At 62.4% G+C, this 17037-nt stretch carries 18 protein-coding genes; 2 read left to right on the top strand and 16 right to left on the bottom strand.

All coding sequences use genetic code 11. The features are described 5' to 3' along the window. Positions 1 to 15 precede the first annotated feature (15 nt). Genes ccmD through ccmA form a run of 4 tightly spaced genes read right to left on the bottom strand, consistent with a single transcriptional unit; the run spans position 16 to position 2413 of the window. The gene (ccmD, locus tag J2887_RS08185) at positions 16 to 246 is read right to left on the bottom strand and encodes a heme exporter protein CcmD (protein WP_227175484.1); all 231 of its coding nucleotides are present in this window, start codon (positions 244 to 246) and stop codon (positions 16 to 18) included. A 4-nt stretch (positions 247 to 250) separates the two neighbouring features. After that, positions 251 to 994 carry a heme ABC transporter permease gene (locus tag J2887_RS08180; protein ID WP_227175483.1) on the bottom strand — a complete coding sequence of 248 codons (744 nt, stop codon included), beginning with the start codon at positions 992 to 994 and terminating at the stop codon, positions 251 to 253. A gap of 55 nt (positions 995 to 1049) precedes the next feature. Then, positions 1050 to 1772, bottom strand: coding sequence for a heme exporter protein CcmB (gene ccmB, locus J2887_RS08175; protein WP_227175482.1), 723 nt, complete (start codon positions 1770 to 1772; stop codon positions 1050 to 1052). After that, on the bottom strand, positions 1769 to 2413 hold the full coding sequence (ccmA, locus tag J2887_RS08170; RefSeq protein WP_227175481.1) for a cytochrome c biogenesis heme-transporting ATPase CcmA: 645 nt from the start codon (positions 2411 to 2413) through the stop codon (positions 1769 to 1771). Before ccmA ends, ccmB begins: the two co-directional genes overlap by 4 nt. 162 nt (positions 2414 to 2575) lie before the next feature. Between ccmA and J2887_RS08165 the strand changes: the two genes are divergently transcribed. Both J2887_RS08165 and J2887_RS08160 read left to right on the top strand, forming a co-directional pair. Then, positions 2576 to 3931, top strand: coding sequence for a flagellar hook-length control protein FliK (locus tag J2887_RS08165; RefSeq protein WP_227175480.1), 1356 nt, complete (start codon positions 2576 to 2578; stop codon positions 3929 to 3931). Beyond that, complete coding sequence (locus J2887_RS08160) at positions 3928 to 4260, top strand: EscU/YscU/HrcU family type III secretion system export apparatus switch protein (RefSeq protein WP_227175479.1); 333 nt, start codon at positions 3928 to 3930, stop codon at positions 4258 to 4260. The genes J2887_RS08165 and J2887_RS08160 overlap by 4 nt, the downstream gene beginning before the upstream one ends. Here the strand turns inward: J2887_RS08160 and J2887_RS08155 are convergent. From J2887_RS08155 to cheY, 12 genes are all read right to left on the bottom strand, one after another. Then, on the bottom strand, positions 4257 to 5348 hold the full coding sequence (locus J2887_RS08155; RefSeq protein ID WP_227175478.1) for an ATP-binding protein: 1092 nt from the start codon (positions 5346 to 5348) through the stop codon (positions 4257 to 4259). The two genes, J2887_RS08160 and J2887_RS08155, sit on opposite strands and share 4 nt — an antisense overlap. Beyond that, positions 5345 to 7612, bottom strand: a complete 2268-nt coding sequence (locus J2887_RS08150) for an ATPase, T2SS/T4P/T4SS family (protein WP_227175477.1) — start codon at positions 7610 to 7612, stop codon at positions 5345 to 5347. Before J2887_RS08150 ends, J2887_RS08155 begins: the two co-directional genes overlap by 4 nt. Before the next feature lie 67 nt (positions 7613 to 7679). After that, a complete protein-coding gene (locus J2887_RS08145; protein ID WP_227176082.1) occupies positions 7680 to 8012 on the bottom strand; it encodes a DUF2802 domain-containing protein in 333 nt (110 codons plus the stop codon). 135 nt (positions 8013 to 8147) lie between these two features. Then, entirely contained in the window at positions 8148 to 8636 is a 489-nt protein-coding gene (locus tag J2887_RS08140; RefSeq protein WP_227175476.1) for a chemotaxis protein CheW, read from the bottom strand. A 147-nt stretch (positions 8637 to 8783) separates the two neighbouring features. Continuing rightward, positions 8784 to 9827 (bottom strand): chemotaxis protein CheW, encoded by a 1044-nt coding sequence (locus J2887_RS08135; protein WP_324197257.1) that lies wholly within the window; start codon positions 9825 to 9827, stop codon positions 8784 to 8786. Positions 9828 to 9884: 57 nt separating this feature from the next. Beyond that, positions 9885 to 10673, bottom strand: coding sequence for a ParA family protein (locus J2887_RS08130; RefSeq protein WP_227175475.1), 789 nt, complete (start codon positions 10671 to 10673; stop codon positions 9885 to 9887). Between the two features lie 210 nt (positions 10674 to 10883). Next, positions 10884 to 11666, bottom strand: a complete 783-nt coding sequence (gene motD / locus J2887_RS08125) for a flagellar motor protein MotD (RefSeq protein WP_227175474.1) — start codon at positions 11664 to 11666, stop codon at positions 10884 to 10886. 42 nt (positions 11667 to 11708) lie between these two features. After that, positions 11709 to 12449 carry a flagellar motor protein gene (locus J2887_RS08120; protein ID WP_227175473.1) on the bottom strand — a complete coding sequence of 247 codons (741 nt, stop codon included), beginning with the start codon at positions 12447 to 12449 and terminating at the stop codon, positions 11709 to 11711. After that, a complete protein-coding gene (locus J2887_RS08115) occupies positions 12449 to 13585 on the bottom strand; it encodes a protein-glutamate methylesterase/protein-glutamine glutaminase (protein ID WP_227175472.1) in 1137 nt (378 codons plus the stop codon). The genes J2887_RS08120 and J2887_RS08115 overlap by 1 nt, the downstream gene beginning before the upstream one ends. 36 nt (positions 13586 to 13621) lie before the next feature. Next, a complete protein-coding gene (locus J2887_RS08110; RefSeq protein WP_227175471.1) occupies positions 13622 to 15784 on the bottom strand; it encodes a chemotaxis protein CheA in 2163 nt (720 codons plus the stop codon). 13 nt (positions 15785 to 15797) lie between these two features. Continuing rightward, on the bottom strand, positions 15798 to 16601 hold the full coding sequence (locus J2887_RS08105; protein ID WP_227175470.1) for a protein phosphatase CheZ: 804 nt from the start codon (positions 16599 to 16601) through the stop codon (positions 15798 to 15800). An 18-nt stretch (positions 16602 to 16619) separates the two neighbouring features. Beyond that, the gene (gene cheY, locus J2887_RS08100) at positions 16620 to 17003 is read right to left on the bottom strand and encodes a chemotaxis response regulator CheY (protein ID WP_227175469.1); all 384 of its coding nucleotides are present in this window, start codon (positions 17001 to 17003) and stop codon (positions 16620 to 16622) included. Positions 17004 to 17037 lie beyond the last annotated feature (34 nt).

The raw sequence follows: 17037 nt of genomic DNA, 5'->3' as shown, positions 1-17037 counted from the left end.
CCTAACTGCCAAAGCTCAGGATGGATGAATACGGCTAAAGGTGGCCGCTGCGGCCGGTGTGGACTCGCCCTGATCCTGGCGATCCCGCGCCAGTTGACGCTGCTGTTCCCGGATCACCACCTTGCGACGGTGTCTGGACCAGAGCGCGAGGCCCACCAGGCCTGCCAGAAAAACGCCATAACAGGTCCACACATAGGGACCGTGCCCTTCCATGAGCCAGAACGCCTGCAGGGAATCAAATGCCATGGAATCAGTGCCCTCCCGTACTGACAAAGTCTTTGACCCAGCGAGTGCGGCGCTCGCGGATAAGGATTTCGGTTTGCATGCGCAGGCAGGCAAGCCAGCCGAACAGCAGGTAGAGCCCCAGCACCGACAACAGCAGCGGGACCCACATTTCCGCCGGCATGCTGGGCTTCTCGGTCAGTTTGAAGGTCGCCGGCTGATGCAGCGTGTTCCACCACTCCACCGAGTACTTGATGATGGGGATGTTCACCACACCCACCAGTACCAATACGGCAACCGCCCGCGCGGAGGATTTCTCATCGGAAATGGCGCTCCCCAGGAACACCACCCCCAGGTACAGGAACAGCAGGATCAGCATGGAGGTAAGACGGGCATCCCAGATCCACCAGGTACCCCAGGTCGGCTTGCCCCAGACCGCACCGGTAAACAGCGCCAGGAAGGTCAGTACCGCCCCCACTGGCGCCGCCGCCTTGACAAACAGATCCGCCAGCTTCATCCGCCAGACCAGGGTCACCACCCCGGCGACCGCCATCATGACGTACACCGACTGGGCCAGGAAGGCACTGGGAACGTGGATAAAAATGATGCGGTAACTGTTGCCCTGGAGGTAATCCTTGGGGGCGAAGGCCAGGCCCCAGACCAGGCCGCCCAGCAGCAGGGCCAGGCCCAGCCAGAACAGCCATGGCATGAATCGATTGGCGATGCCATAGAACCACTTGGGCGAGCCAAGTTTATGAAAGAATTGCCACATCAGGTACTTACCATCTCATCTTTTATTGGGAGCCTGGTCGTCGGCTCCAGCTTTGTCAGCTGTTGGACAGACTGATTCTCAGTGCCGCCGCGGCAGCAAACGGTGCCAGTGTGATCGCCAGCACCAGAAACGCCGCCATCAGCGCCAGGTAGCCACCGACTGGCGTACCATCCGCCGCCGCCGCGACGGTACCGGTGCCGAAAATCAGCACCGGAATGTACAGCGGGATGATGAGCAGGGACAACAACACCCCCCCGGCCCGTAATCCCAGCGTCAACGCCGCACCGATGGCTCCTATCAGGCTCAGCACCGGTGTGCCAATCAGCAGCGTTAGACACAAAACCGCAATAGAGTTCCCTTCAAGATGCAACATTATGCCCAGCACCGGAGCCAGCAGAATCAGCGGCAATCCGGTGACCAGCCAGTGTGCCAGAGTCTTCGCCAACACCAGCAGAAACAGCGGCTGGGGCTGAAGCACCATCTGCTCCAAGGTGCCATCGTCAAAATCGTGACGGAACAGGTGATCGAGCGACAGCAGCGTGGCCAGCAGCGCCGCCACCCACAGGATACCGCTGCCGGAACGCTGCAGGAATGACACTTCCGGGCTAACACCAAGGGGGAACAGGGTCACCACCATGAAGAAAAACAGCAGTGGGTTGAGCAAGTCCTGACGCTGGCGGAAACTGGATTTCAGATCCCTGCGCACCACCGTCCACATTGCACTGGCGGCACCCACCTGGGCAGTAACGAGAGTCACGCCGGGCTGTCGGGCAGTCATGACGGCGTCTCCCCGGCGGGGCTGGCACCCAGAGTAATCCGTGCCATCCCGGGCAGATCCAGTTCGTGGTGAGTAGTCACCACCGCCGCACCGCCACTGGCGGCATGATCCAGCAACAACTGCTCAAGCCCGGCGACACCGTGGCGGTCCAGCGCGGTGAACGGTTCGTCCAGCAGCCACAACGGTTCATCGGCGATCAGCAGCCGCGCCAGCGCCACCCGGCGCTGCTGGCCTGCCGACAGATTGCGACAGGGCACATCGTAGTAACCCTGCAATCCAGTACCATCCAGGGCCTGCTTCATCGCCTGATCACTGACCGGTCGGCGAACCGCGGTCAGTGCACGAAGGTTTTCCAGGGGGGTCAGCAACGGCTTGATGCCGGGCCGGTGGCCAAGGTAGAGCAAGTTCCGCAGAAACGCCTCCCGCTGGGACTGCCAGCGCTCGCCGAGCCACAGCAGTTCACCACTGAAATGGTCGTTCAGCCCGGCCAGAATACGCAGCAGCGTGGTCTTGCCCGCGCCGTTCGGGCCCTCGACACGGGTCACGGTCCCGGGCACTATGGAGAAATCCAGGCCCCGAAACAGCATTCGGTCATCGCGTTCACATTGTAGATCGACAGCCTGTAGCATCGGCGAAGACATCAGGGCCTCAGGTCGGGAACGGTGCCGGTTACTGCCATCCTTGGGAGAACCGGAATCAACATCGGAGCCGGCCGTTCGGGTCCATTCCCGGTGGTACGCCAGCCGCGCGCATTATAGCGAACCGCGGGCGAGATTGCTTTTGTCTGAAGTCAATTGGTCACGATGAAACTACCTACCAGCCCAACTCCGCCCAACCCTGAGCCTCCAGCCGGTAAGCCCGCGACAACGGCACCGGCGGGCGACACCGCCCCAGCGACATCCGCAGACAGCGCCCGTGCCCAGCTGGACCGGCTGCAACTGGCCAATCGCGCCGAAATCCTGGCGAAGGTCACCCGCATCCTTAACCAGCAACAGGGTGCCAGCCAGCAACTGCTGCTGGACATTCGCGGCAAGCCGCTGACCGTCAATGCCGCCATTGGCGAGACCCAGCTGGCCGTGGGCGATCTGGTCAAGGTGATGCGCGCGGGCAACGAACTGCAACTGCTGGGTAAACTGGCACCGCCGGCGGAAGCAGGCATTGCCCAGGCACTGGCGCAACGGCTGCCCTGGCAGCAACGACTGGATAGCGGGCTGGCCCAGCTGGTGCGGCTGCTGCAACCGCCGCCGCCGTCATCAGGCCCTGGTAGCCAGGCCGGTTTGCCCGGCGCCCAGCAACCGCCCTTGCCTGCCCCCGTCCGCCAGGCCATTGAGCAGGTCATCGCGCGACTTCCCAGCCAGCAGAGCCTGAGCCAGGCCGGCGGCAAGGAGACCCTCGCGCCCCAGGTGCGGCAATGGCTGGCCGAGAGCGGGTTGTTTGCTGAAGCGAGGCTGGCTCGCGGTGGCAGCCAGGAGGTTCCCGATCTCAAGCTGGCTCTGGTACGGGTGGTCAGCACCCTGCTGGCAGAACAGGGCAGCGACGCGGGCCAGTTCCGCCGCCTGACGCCGCTGGCCAGCCCGGAACTGGTGCAATCTCCGCTGCAGTTCCCCCAGCCGCTGCCGGCGCCACCTGCAACCGGCCGCCAGGAACCCATGCCGGTGGGCCAGATGCTGCGCCTGTTGGCCGGCATGCTGAACCGGGTGACCGTCAACCAGCTCCACAGCCAGGTACTGACCACCCGCACCACCGCCGATGGGGCCGCTGCGGCGCCAACCGCGACCTGGTTACTGGAACTGCCGTGGCTCAATACCGAACAGCAGCCACGGCTGGCCCAATTGCGCATTGAGCACGAGGCGCGGGATCGCGAAGACCAGAACCGCGGAGGCAAACGCCACATCGCACAATGGCGCTTTTCCCTTGCCATGGATCTGGATGAGATGGGGCCACTGTACTTTGAAGTGGCGCTGCAGCAGGAACAGGTCTCCGCCCGGGTGTGGGCGGAACGCAGTCAGACTCTGACCCGGGTGGAAGACCAACTGCCGCAACTGCGCCAGGGCTTCCGCGACCTCGGCCTCGACGTGCTGGACCTGGATTGCCGCAAGGGCAAGCCGCAAGGCGCCAGAACCCAGCTGGAACATCGACTGGTGGATATCCGCGCATGAACCAGACAACCACGCCTCAAACCGCCGTTGCCCTCAGGTACGACGGCAGCAAGGCGCCAACGGTCAGTGCCACCGGCACCCACGAACTGGCGGAGGAAATCATCCGTATCGCCCGTGAACACGGCGTCCCGCTGTACGAGAACCCGGAGCTGGCCGGTATTCTCGGCCGGCTCGAGCTGGACGAGGAAATCCCCGAAACCCTGTACCGGGTCATCGCCGAGATCCTGGCCTTCGCGTTCAACCTGCAGGGCAAAACCCCGGAAGACGCCGGTGGCGCCGCGTCGACAGGCTCCAGAAACGCCGAATCGGGGCAAGGAGCCCAGGACTAACTCAACAGGTCACGATAGCGATATAGGGCGCCCCAGACCTTGCCTTTGCGGGTAGCCACCTCGGTATCAAAGTAGTGCCGCAGACGGCGACGGTCGTCCGGCTGGTCCTTCAGAGCCGATCCCACCAGGTGGTGCATCAGGGTTTCCGGTGTCATCTGGCCGTCGCCGAAGTAACAGGCGTGCAGGCAGGTGGCGTGGGCCACCGAGACCGCTTCCGCCGTCGACAGCGCGGCGCCAGCCAGGCGGTCGGTGCTGCGCCCATCCAGGGTCTGGCCATTACGGACCTCATGGAACAGGGTCACCAGCGCCTCAATCACCCCCGGGTCCAGGCGAGGCTCAATGCCGGCGCGGCGGTTATGGGAGGCCAGCTCCCGCTGAACCACCTCAATCTCATCCTCCACCCGGGCAATGGGCCGGATCTCCTCAAAATCCAGCCGGCGTTTCAGCGCCGCGCTCATGCGGAAGAGACCTTCATCCACCGAGTTCGATGTGGCGATCACGTTGAAACCACCCCGGGCCCGGATGACGCCGTCCTCACCCGGCAGCTCCGGCACAACCGCAACCCGGTCAGACAGAATTGATAACAAAGCGTCCTGCAGCGGTTGCGGACACCGGGCCAGCTCCTCGAAACGGACCAACTGCCCCCGCTCCATACCCCGCAACAGCGGGCTGGGTACCAGCGCCTCCCGGCAGGGACCGCGTTCCGCCAGGATGGTGTCGTTCCAGCGGTACAGCAACTGGTCAACCCGGTTAATGGCACCACCCTGCAGGGTCAGGGTCGACTGGCCGGAGACCGCAGCGGTAATCAGTTCCGAGAGCCAGGACTTGGCGGTACCGGGCTCTCCCACCAGCAGGCAGCCACGGTGGGTGCACAATGACACCAGAATCCGGCGTACCCGGCCGGGGTCAGACACAAACTTGCGGCTGACCCGCAGCCCTTCATCACCGAGGATAAAACGTTCCACCATGGCGGGCGACAACAACCAGCCCGGTGGACACTGGCCGGTATCCTGGGCCTTCAGGCGCTCCAGTTCATGGCGGTAGGTCTGCTCTGCCGGTGGCCGCTGGATAGACTGTTCAGTGCTCATTGTGCTTGCCTCCGTCCACCACGGACTTCCGGTGCCATGCGTTCGCGCGGCAGGATTCGCGGCAGTTCCGACAACGGAATCCGGCCTTCAATCACGTGATCCAGGGCGCTGTCGCGCATGGTCACCAGTCCGCCGTCCAGTGCCCGCCAGCGCATCTCGCCGATGGGAGGCTGGCCGGAAATGGCGTTGCGGATATCCGCGTCTACCTCCAGGTATTCGATGACCGCCACCCGACCACGGGTGCCCCGCCCGTTGCAGGCGGCACAGCCTTTGCCCTCAAAGCAGTGGAAGTTGTCCGGGGTGCCGGTGGGGAAAAGCTCCGCCAGGATGGCAGGATCGGCGTCCGCGGGCTGACGACACTGCTCACAGATCCGTTTCGCCAGCCGCTGGGCAATCACCGCCATCAGCTCACCGGCAATGGAGTTGGGGTGAATGCCCAGATCGTAAAGCCGCTGCAGGGCATCCACCGCGTCGTTGCAGTGCAGTGTGGAAAGCACCACGTGACCGGTCTGGGAGGCGCGAATGGCCTCCAGGGCGGTTTCCTGGTCGCGGATTTCTCCCACCATGATGACATCCGGGTCCTGGCGCACGAACGACCGCATGGCATCGGAGAACCCGAAACCGATCTCACTGCGCACCCGGGTCTGCTGGACCCGGTCAATGGAGTACTCAATCGGGTCTTCCACGGTGATCACCTTCCGACGACCATCGTCCGCCAGGGTCTGCAGACCGGCGTAAAGGGTGGTCGACTTGCCGGAGCCGGTCGGCCCCACCACCAGCACCAGGCCGGACGGGTTCGCCAGCAGCCGCTCATAGTGGGCGCCGATACGCGCCGACATGCCCAGTTCGGCAATGGTCATGGCGCGGCCGGTCTGGGGCAACAGGCGGATCACCACATGCTCGCCGTGCAGCGACGGCTGGGTCTGGACCCGCAGATCGTATTCCTGATCCGCCAGTCGCAGGCGCGAGCGCCCGCCCTGTGGCAGCCGGTGTTCGGCTATGTTCAGCTCCGCCCGCAGCTTGATGACGTTAATCAGTCCCTTGAGCTCACGGTCAGAGAGTTGGTACTGGTTAAGGTCATGCAATTCACCATCCACCCGCAGACGCAGCCGAACCTGGTCACCGTACTGCTCGATGTGGATGTCACTGGCTTTCTCGCTGGCAGCTTCCAGCAGGATGGATTCGTAGATCGACACCAGATAGGGGCTGATATGGCCAGCTTCCTGACTGTCACCAAGCACCGCATCGCGAGACTCGCTTCGACTGCCTGAACCGGCATGCTCGGAGGCAAACCGGCTGCCCTTCTCCGACAGGTCAAGCGTGGTCCAGAGACGGCGATAGTCTGTTGGCGTCACCAGCACCACCCGCACGGCCTGGTCGCCACTCATGCGCTCCAGCTGTTCCTTGCGGGCATCCGGGTCATCGGTGGCCACCACCAGGCCGTCAGCGTCGGCCCACAGCGGAATCAACCGGGAGAGATCGAGAAAGGTTCGGGAAAACCGCCCGAACAGCCGGTGATCGAGCTGGTTCATCACCAGATCGGCCTCAACGAAGGGTATCCCCCGTTGACGAGCCAGGTTGGCGTAGAGTTCCCGGTCTTCCAGATGGAGCTGGCCATGGAGCACATCCAGCAGGCGACGATTGCCGCTGGCGGCCTGGGCCTTGGCCATTTTCAGGGCCTTGCGGTCGATAACGCCCATGTCCATCAGGATCTGCTCGGTGGTACGGGCAAAGTCCAGCCAGCCCAGAGTGCGCTGACGCACCAACCGCTCCCGGTTCCGCCGCAGCATGACCAACCCGGGCACCGGCCCCTCCCGACCTTCCAGGGCGTACAACACACCGCCCTCGGCCAGACAGGGGATCAGGAAGTCCCAATCCTCCAGGAAAGTGGTGGCAAGAATCACATCGAAGGTCTGTCCCGGATCAAAACCCGGCCGGGCGTCGTCAATCCGTACTGCGATATTGTCGAGGCTCAGTTTCTCAAAGCGTCGAGTGGCGGCCTCGGCAATCGCTGCCTGCCGCTCTACATACACCACCTGCGCCACCAGCCGGGACAGCACCGCCGCCAGGTAACCGGCACCGCCGCCGATGTGCATGACCACCTGCTCCCGGGAGAACGGCGGCAGAATTTTCAGGAGATGACGAACCAGCGGCTCCGGGGGGATGGAGTGGCCGGAGATCGAGGCGGCCAGATCCGGGGAGGCAACAAATTCGGTTCGCGGAATGGAGGCCAGGGCCTCCACCTTGGTAGGGCTTAGTGACATCAGTATGGACTCGGGTCAGTGAGGACAGCGTGCGAAATCTACCCTGACAACAACTGGCCCCGGTCCATCAGGCGGCGCGTTTCTTGTTCAGCGCCGACACCAGCTCCGCTTCGGGTCGGGAGATTCCGCAGGTATTCATAAGATCGTCGATATCGGCACCGAGTTCAACCAGGCGGGAGGCTTCGTCGTAAGACACCCGCAAAGGGTCATTCTGACGCATTTCATCAAGGGTGCTGCGCAGCTCATGCAGGCGACGCTCACATTCCACCACCCGCTGGCCGACCCCCATGCTGCCGCTGCCGGTGGCATGCAACTCTCGCCCCAGGGTGTCGCAACGCTGCTTGAGCTGTGTCTGCAGGGCGCGCAGCTGGCGCTGGGTTACGACGGCATGCGCCACCATAGCAATTGCCACCACCGCAGTGGCCAGCCAGGGCGCGTAAGTCATCCAATCAACGTTCATAGCGGGTTGTCCTCCACCTTGCCGATCGTGGCGGGCTTCATCGGACAACCCCGGGCGGGTTCGGGAAACCCTGCCTCAGAGTGATGCGATTTCAGCCCACTCGCTGTCGGACAGCATCTTGTCGAACTCCACCAGGATGATGAGTTCGCCGTTCTTGTTGCAGACACCCTGGATAAACTTGGCGCTTTCCTCGTTACCCACGTTTGGTGCCGTCTCGATTTCGCTGGCTTTCAGGTACACCACTTCCGCCACTGAATCCACCAGAATGCCCATCACCTGGTTGGCAGACTCCATCACCACTATCCGGGTGGCGTCGGTCACTTCCGCGTCGGCCAGGCCGAACCGGCGCCGGGTATCGATCACTGTGACCACGTTGCCGCGCAGATTGATGATGCCCAGTACATAGTCCGGGGCTCCCGGTACCGGTGCGATCTCGGTGTAGCGCAGGACTTCCTGGATCTGCATTACATCGATACCGTAGGTCTCATCATCCAGCCGGAACGTCACATACTGGAGTACCTGATCGTCCTGGGACTGATTCTGTTGTCCGCTTTGGGATGCCATAGTGTTACGTCTCCTGGAAGGCCACCCCTGCGGGCAACCTGATCGTCAAAAAACCATCATCAGTGCCCATACTATAGTTAAGGGCACAAACCGTGCCAGTACGCCACGGTATCAATCGGTAACGGTATTCTCCCGTTCCCTATCACTTTAGTCGAGCTTGAGCTGATGTTCCCGTTCCGCCCGTGCCAACAGCTCGGCCATCGCGCCCACATCGATCAGCGCACACATCTGTTTTTTCACCGTACCCGCCAGCCACGGCCGCTTGCTGCGTGAGGTGCGCCAGCGCACCTCATCCGGATTCAGGGTAAAAGACTGGGCCACATCGTCACAGGCCAGCGCCCAGTCGCTGTTGTCCAGGCGAATCACGAAACGGTAGTTGTCACGGGCATCCGGCGGCACCCGGCCGGCCATGATCCACTGTGCGGAGTCCACCACTTTCAGGTTGTGGTCCTTGCCCGGCAACATGCCCATGTACCAAGGTGGCCGACCAGGAATCGGTTTGACCCCCTGCTCCAGCCGGTGAATGGCACCAAGCAGAATCAGTGGCACCGCCAGTTGCAGACCGGCCACCCGGAATATCAGGCACTCGAAAGGCGACTCTGACCAGCCAGGTCGTCCAGCAGGTTCACCACCACCCGGTTCGGCAGGCGTTGCCTGCTTGGGCATCGGTGTCGGGGTATCTTCGGTCGGCGCCGGTGATTTGGCTTTCGCCTCCGGCGGCGCTGGTTTCGGCGTCGAAGTTTTGACAGCAGGTGCAGGCGCTGATGGCGGTGCCGTCACCGGCTTCGCTTCGCTGCGTGCCTGGGGCGCAGGAGTGGGCTTCTGTCGGGCTGGCGCCGGCGCTTCGGTGCCGGTCTTTGCCCGGGGCGCGACCGTCGCCGGCATCGCCACCGGTTTGGGCAATGGACGCTCGGCAACAGGCCGGGGTGCGGGCTGCGGTCGATCAAACTTGAGCTGGGACTCCACCGGTCGCGTCGGCGCGCTTTGACGGGGGCGCGACGGTGACTCTGGCCTGGCAGGTTGGGCCAGAGGCGCCGGTTTGGGCGCGGGCTTACGTTCAGGCTCAGGTTCCGGCGCGGACGCTTCCTCCTCCCGACGGGCGGCATCGGTGGCAGTCAGGAGCAGATCATCCAGATAGTCAGCAATGGCGCTGGCGGGATCGGCGAGGCCGGTCTTGCGGGATGACGTCATGGTTATGCCCCCCCTGCCCCGGCAGCGGCCGGCACGGTCGGTACTGCGTACTGCATTCTAACGCTCCCCGGCGCCGCCTGTCTGTTCCAGCAAATCGTCCAGCAACCGCCGATAGGCCCTCACGCCATGGGTTTCAGCATCCAGGGCTGACGGCACCTGACCGGACTGGCTGGCATCCCGGAACTTGGTGTCCACCGGAATGGCAAAGCGCCACAGGGTGTCCGGATAGGTCTTGCGCAACATGTTCAGACTCTTGACCGAGGCCTGGGTACGGCGATCAAACAGGGTTGGAACGATGGTATAGGCCAACTGGTTCTTCTGGGACCGCATCACCATCTGCAGGGTATGCAGCATCCGCTCCAGACCCTTGATAGCCAGGAACTCGGTCTGTACCGGGATCACCAGATGCTGGGTCGCCGCCAGGGCGTTTACCATCAGTACCCCGAGGGACGGCGTGTTATCAAGCAGCACATAGTCGAAATCATCCCACAGCTGAGCCAGGGCGCGGGAGATGATCAACCCCATGCCCTCTACGCCGACCATCCGCCGTTCCAGCGTTGCCAGAGCGGTGCTGGCAGGCAGCAGGGACATACCGGGACAGCCAGTATCGGTGATCAACTGCGCCGGCAGGCCATCGGGCACCTTGCCCTCGTGCTGGAACAGGTCGAAGACGCTGTGGGCAATGGTGTCTGGATCATACCCAAACCAACTGGTGAGCGAGCCATGGGGATCGAGATCGGCCACCAGTACCCGCTTGCCGCGCTCTGCCAGCAGCCCTCCGAGGGTCACCACCGACGTGGTTTTGCCTACACCGCCTTTCTGATTGGCTACGGCCCAAATTCGCACAATGCGTTCTCCCGTTACTCTCAATAGCTATCGGCAGTTAGCTGGCATACTTAATCCCAGCGGCAAAAACTTGCCTGTTCCGACTGTTGTTAAAGGATAAATACAGGAAACGTGCCAACCCTGAAGACACGTTGTGACACCCGCCATCATCAGCAGCAAAGCAGGTTTCAGGAGAATTGCCAGGAAGCTGGCTGCCGCCACAGCGGGCGGCTACCTCATGGCGCCACGGATGCTGGCGTCGCGGGAAATCAGCAGCACCACGCGCCGGTTCCGCTTGCGGCCCGTCTCGGTATCGTTCCGGGCCACCGGCTGAAATTCGCCGTAACCCACCGCTGCCAGTCGCCGCGGGTCCACACCTTCCATCGTCAGCATGCGGACCACAGCCGATGCCCGGGCCGCGGATAGCTCCCAGTTGGAGGGAAAGGTGCCGGTACGGATCGGCAGATTGTCCGTGAACCCCTCAACCCGGATCGCATTGTCGGTATCCCGGAGCACGTCGGCTATTTTCTCCACCAGGTCAAAGGCGTCGTAATGGGGTTCGGCATCGCCGCTGCTGAACAGCAGACTGTTGCGGAGGCTGAGCTCCAGCCACTGGTCGCTGGTTTCCATGGTGACCACGCCCTGATCAATCAGCTCATCGAATTCCAGCGCCAACCGCGCCGACATTTCCCGCAAGCGGTCGCTGCGATCTTCGGGGACCCGCTCCGGTGTATCCGGCGCTTCCGTCACCGGCGGCGGAATGACGGCCTGGCCGTCTGCCGGGATTGCGGGGTTCGACTCCGGCCCCACTTCCACCGGATTGAGGGACCGCTGGGGGGCGTTGAACACCCCGGTCAGGGTATCCGAGAGCACTTTGTACTTGCCCTCGTTCACCGAGGACACCGAGTACATCACCACAAAGAAACCAAACAGCAGGGTGATGAAATCGGCGTAGGACACCAGCCAACGTTCCCGGTTATGGGGTTCGTCATCGGCTTTTCGCAGTCGTCTCATGCTTCAGCCACCTTGCCGTCGGACTATCAGGGTGTCAGGAATTCAGGGCAGGAAGCCGCGCAGGCGCAGCTCAATGGAACGCGGGTTCTCGCCTTCGGCAATCGCCACGATGCCGTCGATCATCATGTCCTCGTAGCGGGAGCGCTCCCGGGCGATGGCCCGCAGTTTATTGGCAACAGGAAAAAACAGCAGATTGGCCAGCGCCACGCCGTAGATTGTCGCCACAAAAGCGGTGGCGATCCCCCGGCCCAGAGTGGAAGGGTCCTCGAGGTTGGTCATGACCTGGATCAGCCCCATCACCGCACCGATGATACCGATGGTGGGCGAGTATCCCCCCATGGCTTCAAACACCTTGGCGGAGTCCAGGTCCCGCTGTTCCCGGGATTCCAGGTCCACTTCCATAATGCTGCGGATGGAATCGGTTTCCGCGCCGTCCACCAGCAATTGCAGGCCTTTGCGGGCAAACCGCTCCGGCTCGCGCTCCGCCAGCCCTTCCAGGCCCAGCAGCCCCTGTTTGCGGGCCTTAACGCTCCAGTCGATGACTTTGCCGATGCCGTCTTCCAGGCCGATGTAAGGCGGCATAAACACCCAGCGCACCTGGGAGAAGGACCGCTTCAACACCGGCCAGGAGGTCTGCAGGATGGTGGCCGCCAGGGTACCGCCGATCACGATCAGTGCGGCGGGACCATTGAACAAAGAGCTTAGCGCCCCGCCTTCCAATACGTTACCGCCAAGAATAGCGGCAAACGCCAGGATGACACCCAGCAGACTCAAGACATCCATCAGCTCACACCTTCAACCAGGCGGGGCCCAACTTCCTCCAGTGAAAGGATCTCATCCGACAGGCCCGCCTTGGCGACCGCCATGGGCATGCCGTAGATCACTGACGACTTTTCATCCTGTGACCAGATGACCGAGCCGCTCTGTTTCATCAACCGACAGCCCTCCTTGCCGTCCGCGCCCATCCCGGTGAGGATGACCCCCAGGGTCTTGCCGGGGAAGCTGCGTGCCAGGGAACCAAAGGTCACATCCACACAGGGTTTGTAGTTCAGGCGATCGTCACCGGGCAGGATTCGCACCCGGCCCTGCCCACCCCGGTTCTCAATCATCATCTGTTTGCCGCCCGGCGCCAGCAGTGCCACACCGGGGCGCAGCATGTCGCCGTCTTCGGCCTGGCGGACTTCAATCTGGCACAGCTTGTTGAGGCGATCGGCAAAGGCCGGGGTAAAACTGGCCGGCATGTGCTGAACCAGCACCAGCGGCGCCGGGAAACTCGCCGGCAACGCCATCAATACCTTTTGCAGGGCAATCGGGCCACCGGTTGAGGTGCCGATGCCCACCACGTTGTAGTGCTTGCTGGGAGTGCGCTTGCCGCTGGCCCGGGGTGCCGCCGGTTCCGGCTGGCTCCGTGATGGAGTGGCAGGCGCAGGTCGGGAAGCGGAGGCCGACGGGCGGGCCGCAGGTGAGGCCGGCGCAGGCCGACGGGCAGGCTCCGGTGCGGGGGCCGTGCGGGCACCGGGCCGGCTGCGGGCAACATCCAGAATGCGATCCTTGAGGATCTTCTGGAGCTGGCTGGTATCGCGGGCAATTTCCTCGAAGTTCTTGGGCAGAAAATCCACCGCCCCGGCTTCCAGTGCATCCAGGGTCACCCGGGCACCTTCGTAGGTCAGTGAGGAAAACATCAGCACCGGCGTCGGCCGGCGCTTCATGATCTCTTTCACCGCCGAAATGCCATCCAGCACCGGCATCTCGTAATCCATGGTGATGACGTCCGGCTTCAGGCGTTCTGCCAGCTCCACGCCCTCACGACCGTTGGTCGCCACGCCCACCACTTTGATGTTACCGGAAGCATTGAGGATTTCAGTCAGTCGCTTACGGAAAAACCCTGAGTCATCAACGACCAGAACAGAAACCGTCATCTACATCTCCCGTTAAGAGTCATCATTCGAGCCACCTTAGCCGTAATGCTGCAGCAGGCTGGGCACATCAATAATCAGGGCGATGCGACCGTCACCGGTAATCGTCGCCCCGGCCATGCCCGGAGTACCCTGCAATGCCCGGCCCAGGGGCTTGATCACCACTTCTTCCTGGCCGATCAGCTGATCCACCACAAACCCGACTTTCTTGGTGCCCATGGCGACAATCACCACATGGCCGTTGGTGGGGTCCGGCTCGCCCGCCGCGCCGTGTACCAGCCAGCGCTTGACGTGGAACAGCGGGAACACCTTGTCGCGCACCACGATGCATTCCTTGCCGTCGACGATGTTCTTCTTGCTGAGGTCGAGATGGAAGATTTCCACCACATTGACCAGCGGCAGCGCAAAGGACTGGTCGCCCAGCATGATCATCAGCGTTGGCATAATGGCCAGGGTCAGCGGCACCTTGATGATGATCCGCGAGCCCTTGCCCATCTTGGACTCGATATTGATCTGGCCGTTGAGCTGGCCGATCTTGGTCTTGACCACGTCCATGCCCACACCCCGGCCGGACACGTCCGAGATCTGCTCCTTGGTGGAGAAGCCGGCGGCAAAGATCAGGTTAAAACACTCGTTGTCGGTGAGACGGTCAGCGGCATCCTGATCGAACAGCCCCTTCTCTACCGCCTTGGCACGCAGTCTCTCCGGGTCCATGCCGGCACCGTCGTCCTCGATCGACAGCAGGATGTGGTCGCCCTCCTGCTCGGCGGACAGCGTGACGCGGCCAACCCGGGGCTTGCCCGCGGCTTCCCGGACATCCGGCGCCTCGATACCGTGATCCACCGAGTTACGCACCAGGTGAACCAGCGGGTCAGACAGGGCTTCAACCAGGTTCTTGTCGAGGTCCGTCTCCTCGCCATGCATCACCAGATTGATTTCTTTTTTCAGGCTGCGGGCCAGATCCCGCACCACCCGCGGGAAGCGGCCAAACACTTTCTTGATCGGCTGCATCCGGGTTTGCATGACCGCAGCCTGCAGATCGGTGGTCACCACATCCAGGTTGGAGACCGCCTTGTGCATGTTCTCGTCTTCACTCGCCGCCCCAAGGCGCTGCAGGCGGTTACGCACCAGAACAAGCTCACCGACCATGTTCATGATGTCGTCAAGCCGTTTGGTGTCGACCCGAACCGTCGTCTCCGCCACCGGTGCCGGATGGCTGTTGCCATCGCCACCGGGCTTTTTGGCTGGCTCGGGCTTGGCCGCTGCCGCCGGTTTGGGGGCCGGTTTCGGCTCTGGCTTTGGTTGTGGCTTGGGCTCAGGCTTGGCACTTTCAGCCGGTTTGTCAGCGGTCGGATTGGCATCAGACTTGGCGTCCGCCTTGGGCGTAGGCGCACCGCCCTTGCCATGCAGGTCGTCGAGCAGCTGTTCAAACTCGTCGTCGGTAATCAGATCGTCGCCACCCTTGCCCGAATCCGGGGACGCCGCATCCTCCTGCGGGGCCTCCTGTTCAGACTCCGGTGGCGGACCACTGAACTGGCCCTTGCCGTGCAGCTGATCCAGCAACGCCTCAAACTCGTCGTCGGTTATCTCGTCGTCACCGCCGGACTCACTGGCAGCGCCACCTAGGCTGTCGTCTGCACCGCTGGCGGCGTCAGCACCGTCTTCACCATCCAGCGCATCCAGCAACTGCTCGAATTCCTGGTCGGTAATGTCACCGCCCTGCCCCTGGTTGCCAGTTTCTGGCGCTTCCGGTTCAGCTTCGGTGGCGGGTTGCTCCGGCTCTGGTTCTGCTGCCGCCGGCGGCGCTTGGTCCGCCGGTAGCGCCAGTTGATCCAACGCGGCGATCAGGTCATCCGGCGCCGGCGTTGGCTCTTCCCGGCTGCGGACCTGATCAAACATCGAGTTGACGTTATCCAGTGCCTGCAGCACCACATCCATCAGCTCCGAATCCACCCGGCGCTTGTGGTTGCGGAGAGTATCAAACACGTTCTCGGCAGAGTGGCAGCAACTGACAAGGGCATCCAGCTGGAGGAACCCGGCGCCGCCCTTGACGGTATGGAAGCCACGGAAGATGGCATTGAGCAGATCGCCGTCGTCCGGATTCTGCTCCAGATCGACCAACTGCTCAGACAGGTTTTCGAGGATTTCCCCGGCCTCTACCAGAAAATCCTGAAGGATCTCTTCATCTGCATCGAATGCCATGCATTACCCTCACTTAGAAACCGAGACTGGACAGCAGGTCATCAACATCGTCCTGCCCCGACACCACATCCGAGCGGTCTGCAGCGTTGATTTGGGGACCATGTCCCTGATCCGCGGCTTTCTCATCCGGCTCTGCCGGCTCCGCCTCGGAAAGGTCATGGACAGTACCGGTGATCTGGTCCACATGACTGGCCATCACCACCAGACTCAGCAGGTGGTCTTCCACCTCTTTCACCAGGCCGGTCACTTTCTGGATTACCTGACCGGTGAGATCCTGGAAGTCCTGTGCCAGCAGAATCTCGGACAGACTGCCGTAGATGCTGTCGGCTTCGTCGGTCAGACTGACGAAGAAGTTATCGATCCGACCATACAGTTCGCGGAACTCGGCTGGTTCCATCTCGCGACGCCGCAGGCGCTGCCAGTCGTCTCGCAACGAGGCCGCCTGTTCTTTCAGCGCCATCGCCTTGGGCATGGTGTCTTCGACCAGGTCCATGGTGCGGTTGGCGGCCTTGGAGGTCATCTGCACCACGTATTCCAGCCGGTCGGAAGCGTCTGTCATCTTGGACAGGGCTTCCTGCTGTTCGGCATTGCGGGGATCGATCTGGAAGTTGCGAATGGCTTCGTGAAGGCTGCGGGTCAGTCGTCCGACTTCCCGATAAAGGCTCTGGTCGCGAACTTCATTCAGCTCGTTGATCAGGCCCATGGCGCGGGCGTAATCGCCGGCATTGACCTGTTCCACCAGCTCTGCGGCCTGAGTCCGAAGCTTTTCGATTACTTCCGGGTCGAGGCCCTTCTCGTCATCGTTGTTATTGCTCATAGGAGCGCGTCCGACCCGTCACTGAATTCGTTCAAAGATTTTTTCGATCTTTTCCTTGAGCACCGCTGCGGTGAATGGCTTCACCACATACCCATTCACGCCGGCCTGGGCCGCCGCGACGATCTGGTCACGCTTGGCTTCGGCGGTAACCATCAGCACTGGCAGGGTTTTGAGGTTATCGTCAGCACGCACTTCCTTGAGCAGCTCGATGCCGGTCATGCCGGGCATGTTCCAGTCGGTCACCAAGAAGTCGTACTTGCCACTCTTGAGCATCGGCAACGCGGTGTTGCCGTCATCGGCCTCGTCCGTATTGGTGAACCCGAGATCACGCAGCAGGTTCTTGATGATCCGTCGCATCGTGGAGAAGTCGTCCACGATGAGGATTTTCATGTTTTTGTCCAATGGGACCTCCAGTTAATAACACCCGGAATTCGTG

Source organism: Marinobacter sp. CA1 (assembly GCF_020546665.1).
GTDB lineage: Bacteria > Pseudomonadota > Gammaproteobacteria > Pseudomonadales > Oleiphilaceae > Marinobacter > Marinobacter xestospongiae.
The sequence above is the reverse complement of the archived record's forward strand: the minus strand, read 5'-3'. Positions and strand labels throughout refer to the sequence as shown.

Bases quoted from the DNA above. Each gene is read 5' to 3' on its own strand.
- J2887_RS08140 (WP_227175476.1), bottom strand. From the start codon at position 8,636: ATGGCATCCCAAAGCGGACAACAGAATCAGTCCCAGGACGATCAGGTA.
- J2887_RS08115 (WP_227175472.1), bottom strand. From the start codon at position 13,585: ATGACGGTTTCTGTTCTGGTCGTTGATGACTCAGGGTTTTTCCGTAAG.
- ccmA (WP_227175481.1), bottom strand. From the start codon at position 2,413: ATGTCTTCGCCGATGCTACAGGCTGTCGATCTACAATGTGAACGCGAT.
- J2887_RS08135 (WP_324197257.1), bottom strand. From the start codon at position 9,827: ATGACGTCATCCCGCAAGACCGGCCTCGCCGATCCCGCCAGCGCCATT.
- ccmD (WP_227175484.1), bottom strand. From the start codon at position 246: ATGGCATTTGATTCCCTGCAGGCGTTCTGGCTCATGGAAGGGCACGGT.
- J2887_RS08145 (WP_227176082.1), bottom strand. From the start codon at position 8,012: ATGGTGGCGCATGCCGTCGTAACCCAGCGCCAGCTGCGCGCCCTGCAG.
- J2887_RS08105 (WP_227175470.1), bottom strand. From the start codon at position 16,601: ATGAGCAATAACAACGATGACGAGAAGGGCCTCGACCCGGAAGTAATC.
- J2887_RS08150 (WP_227175477.1), bottom strand. From the start codon at position 7,612: ATGTCACTAAGCCCTACCAAGGTGGAGGCCCTGGCCTCCATTCCGCGA.
- motD (WP_227175474.1), bottom strand. From the start codon at position 11,666: ATGAGACGACTGCGAAAAGCCGATGACGAACCCCATAACCGGGAACGT.
- J2887_RS08120 (WP_227175473.1), bottom strand. From the start codon at position 12,449: ATGGATGTCTTGAGTCTGCTGGGTGTCATCCTGGCGTTTGCCGCTATT.
- ccmB (WP_227175482.1), bottom strand. From the start codon at position 1,772: ATGACTGCCCGACAGCCCGGCGTGACTCTCGTTACTGCCCAGGTGGGT.
- J2887_RS08180 (WP_227175483.1), bottom strand. From the start codon at position 994: ATGTGGCAATTCTTTCATAAACTTGGCTCGCCCAAGTGGTTCTATGGC.
- J2887_RS08165 (WP_227175480.1), top strand. From the start codon at position 2,576: ATGAAACTACCTACCAGCCCAACTCCGCCCAACCCTGAGCCTCCAGCC.
- J2887_RS08110 (WP_227175471.1), bottom strand. From the start codon at position 15,784: ATGGCATTCGATGCAGATGAAGAGATCCTTCAGGATTTTCTGGTAGAG.
- J2887_RS08155 (WP_227175478.1), bottom strand. From the start codon at position 5,348: ATGAGCACTGAACAGTCTATCCAGCGGCCACCGGCAGAGCAGACCTAC.
- J2887_RS08160 (WP_227175479.1), top strand. From the start codon at position 3,928: ATGAACCAGACAACCACGCCTCAAACCGCCGTTGCCCTCAGGTACGAC.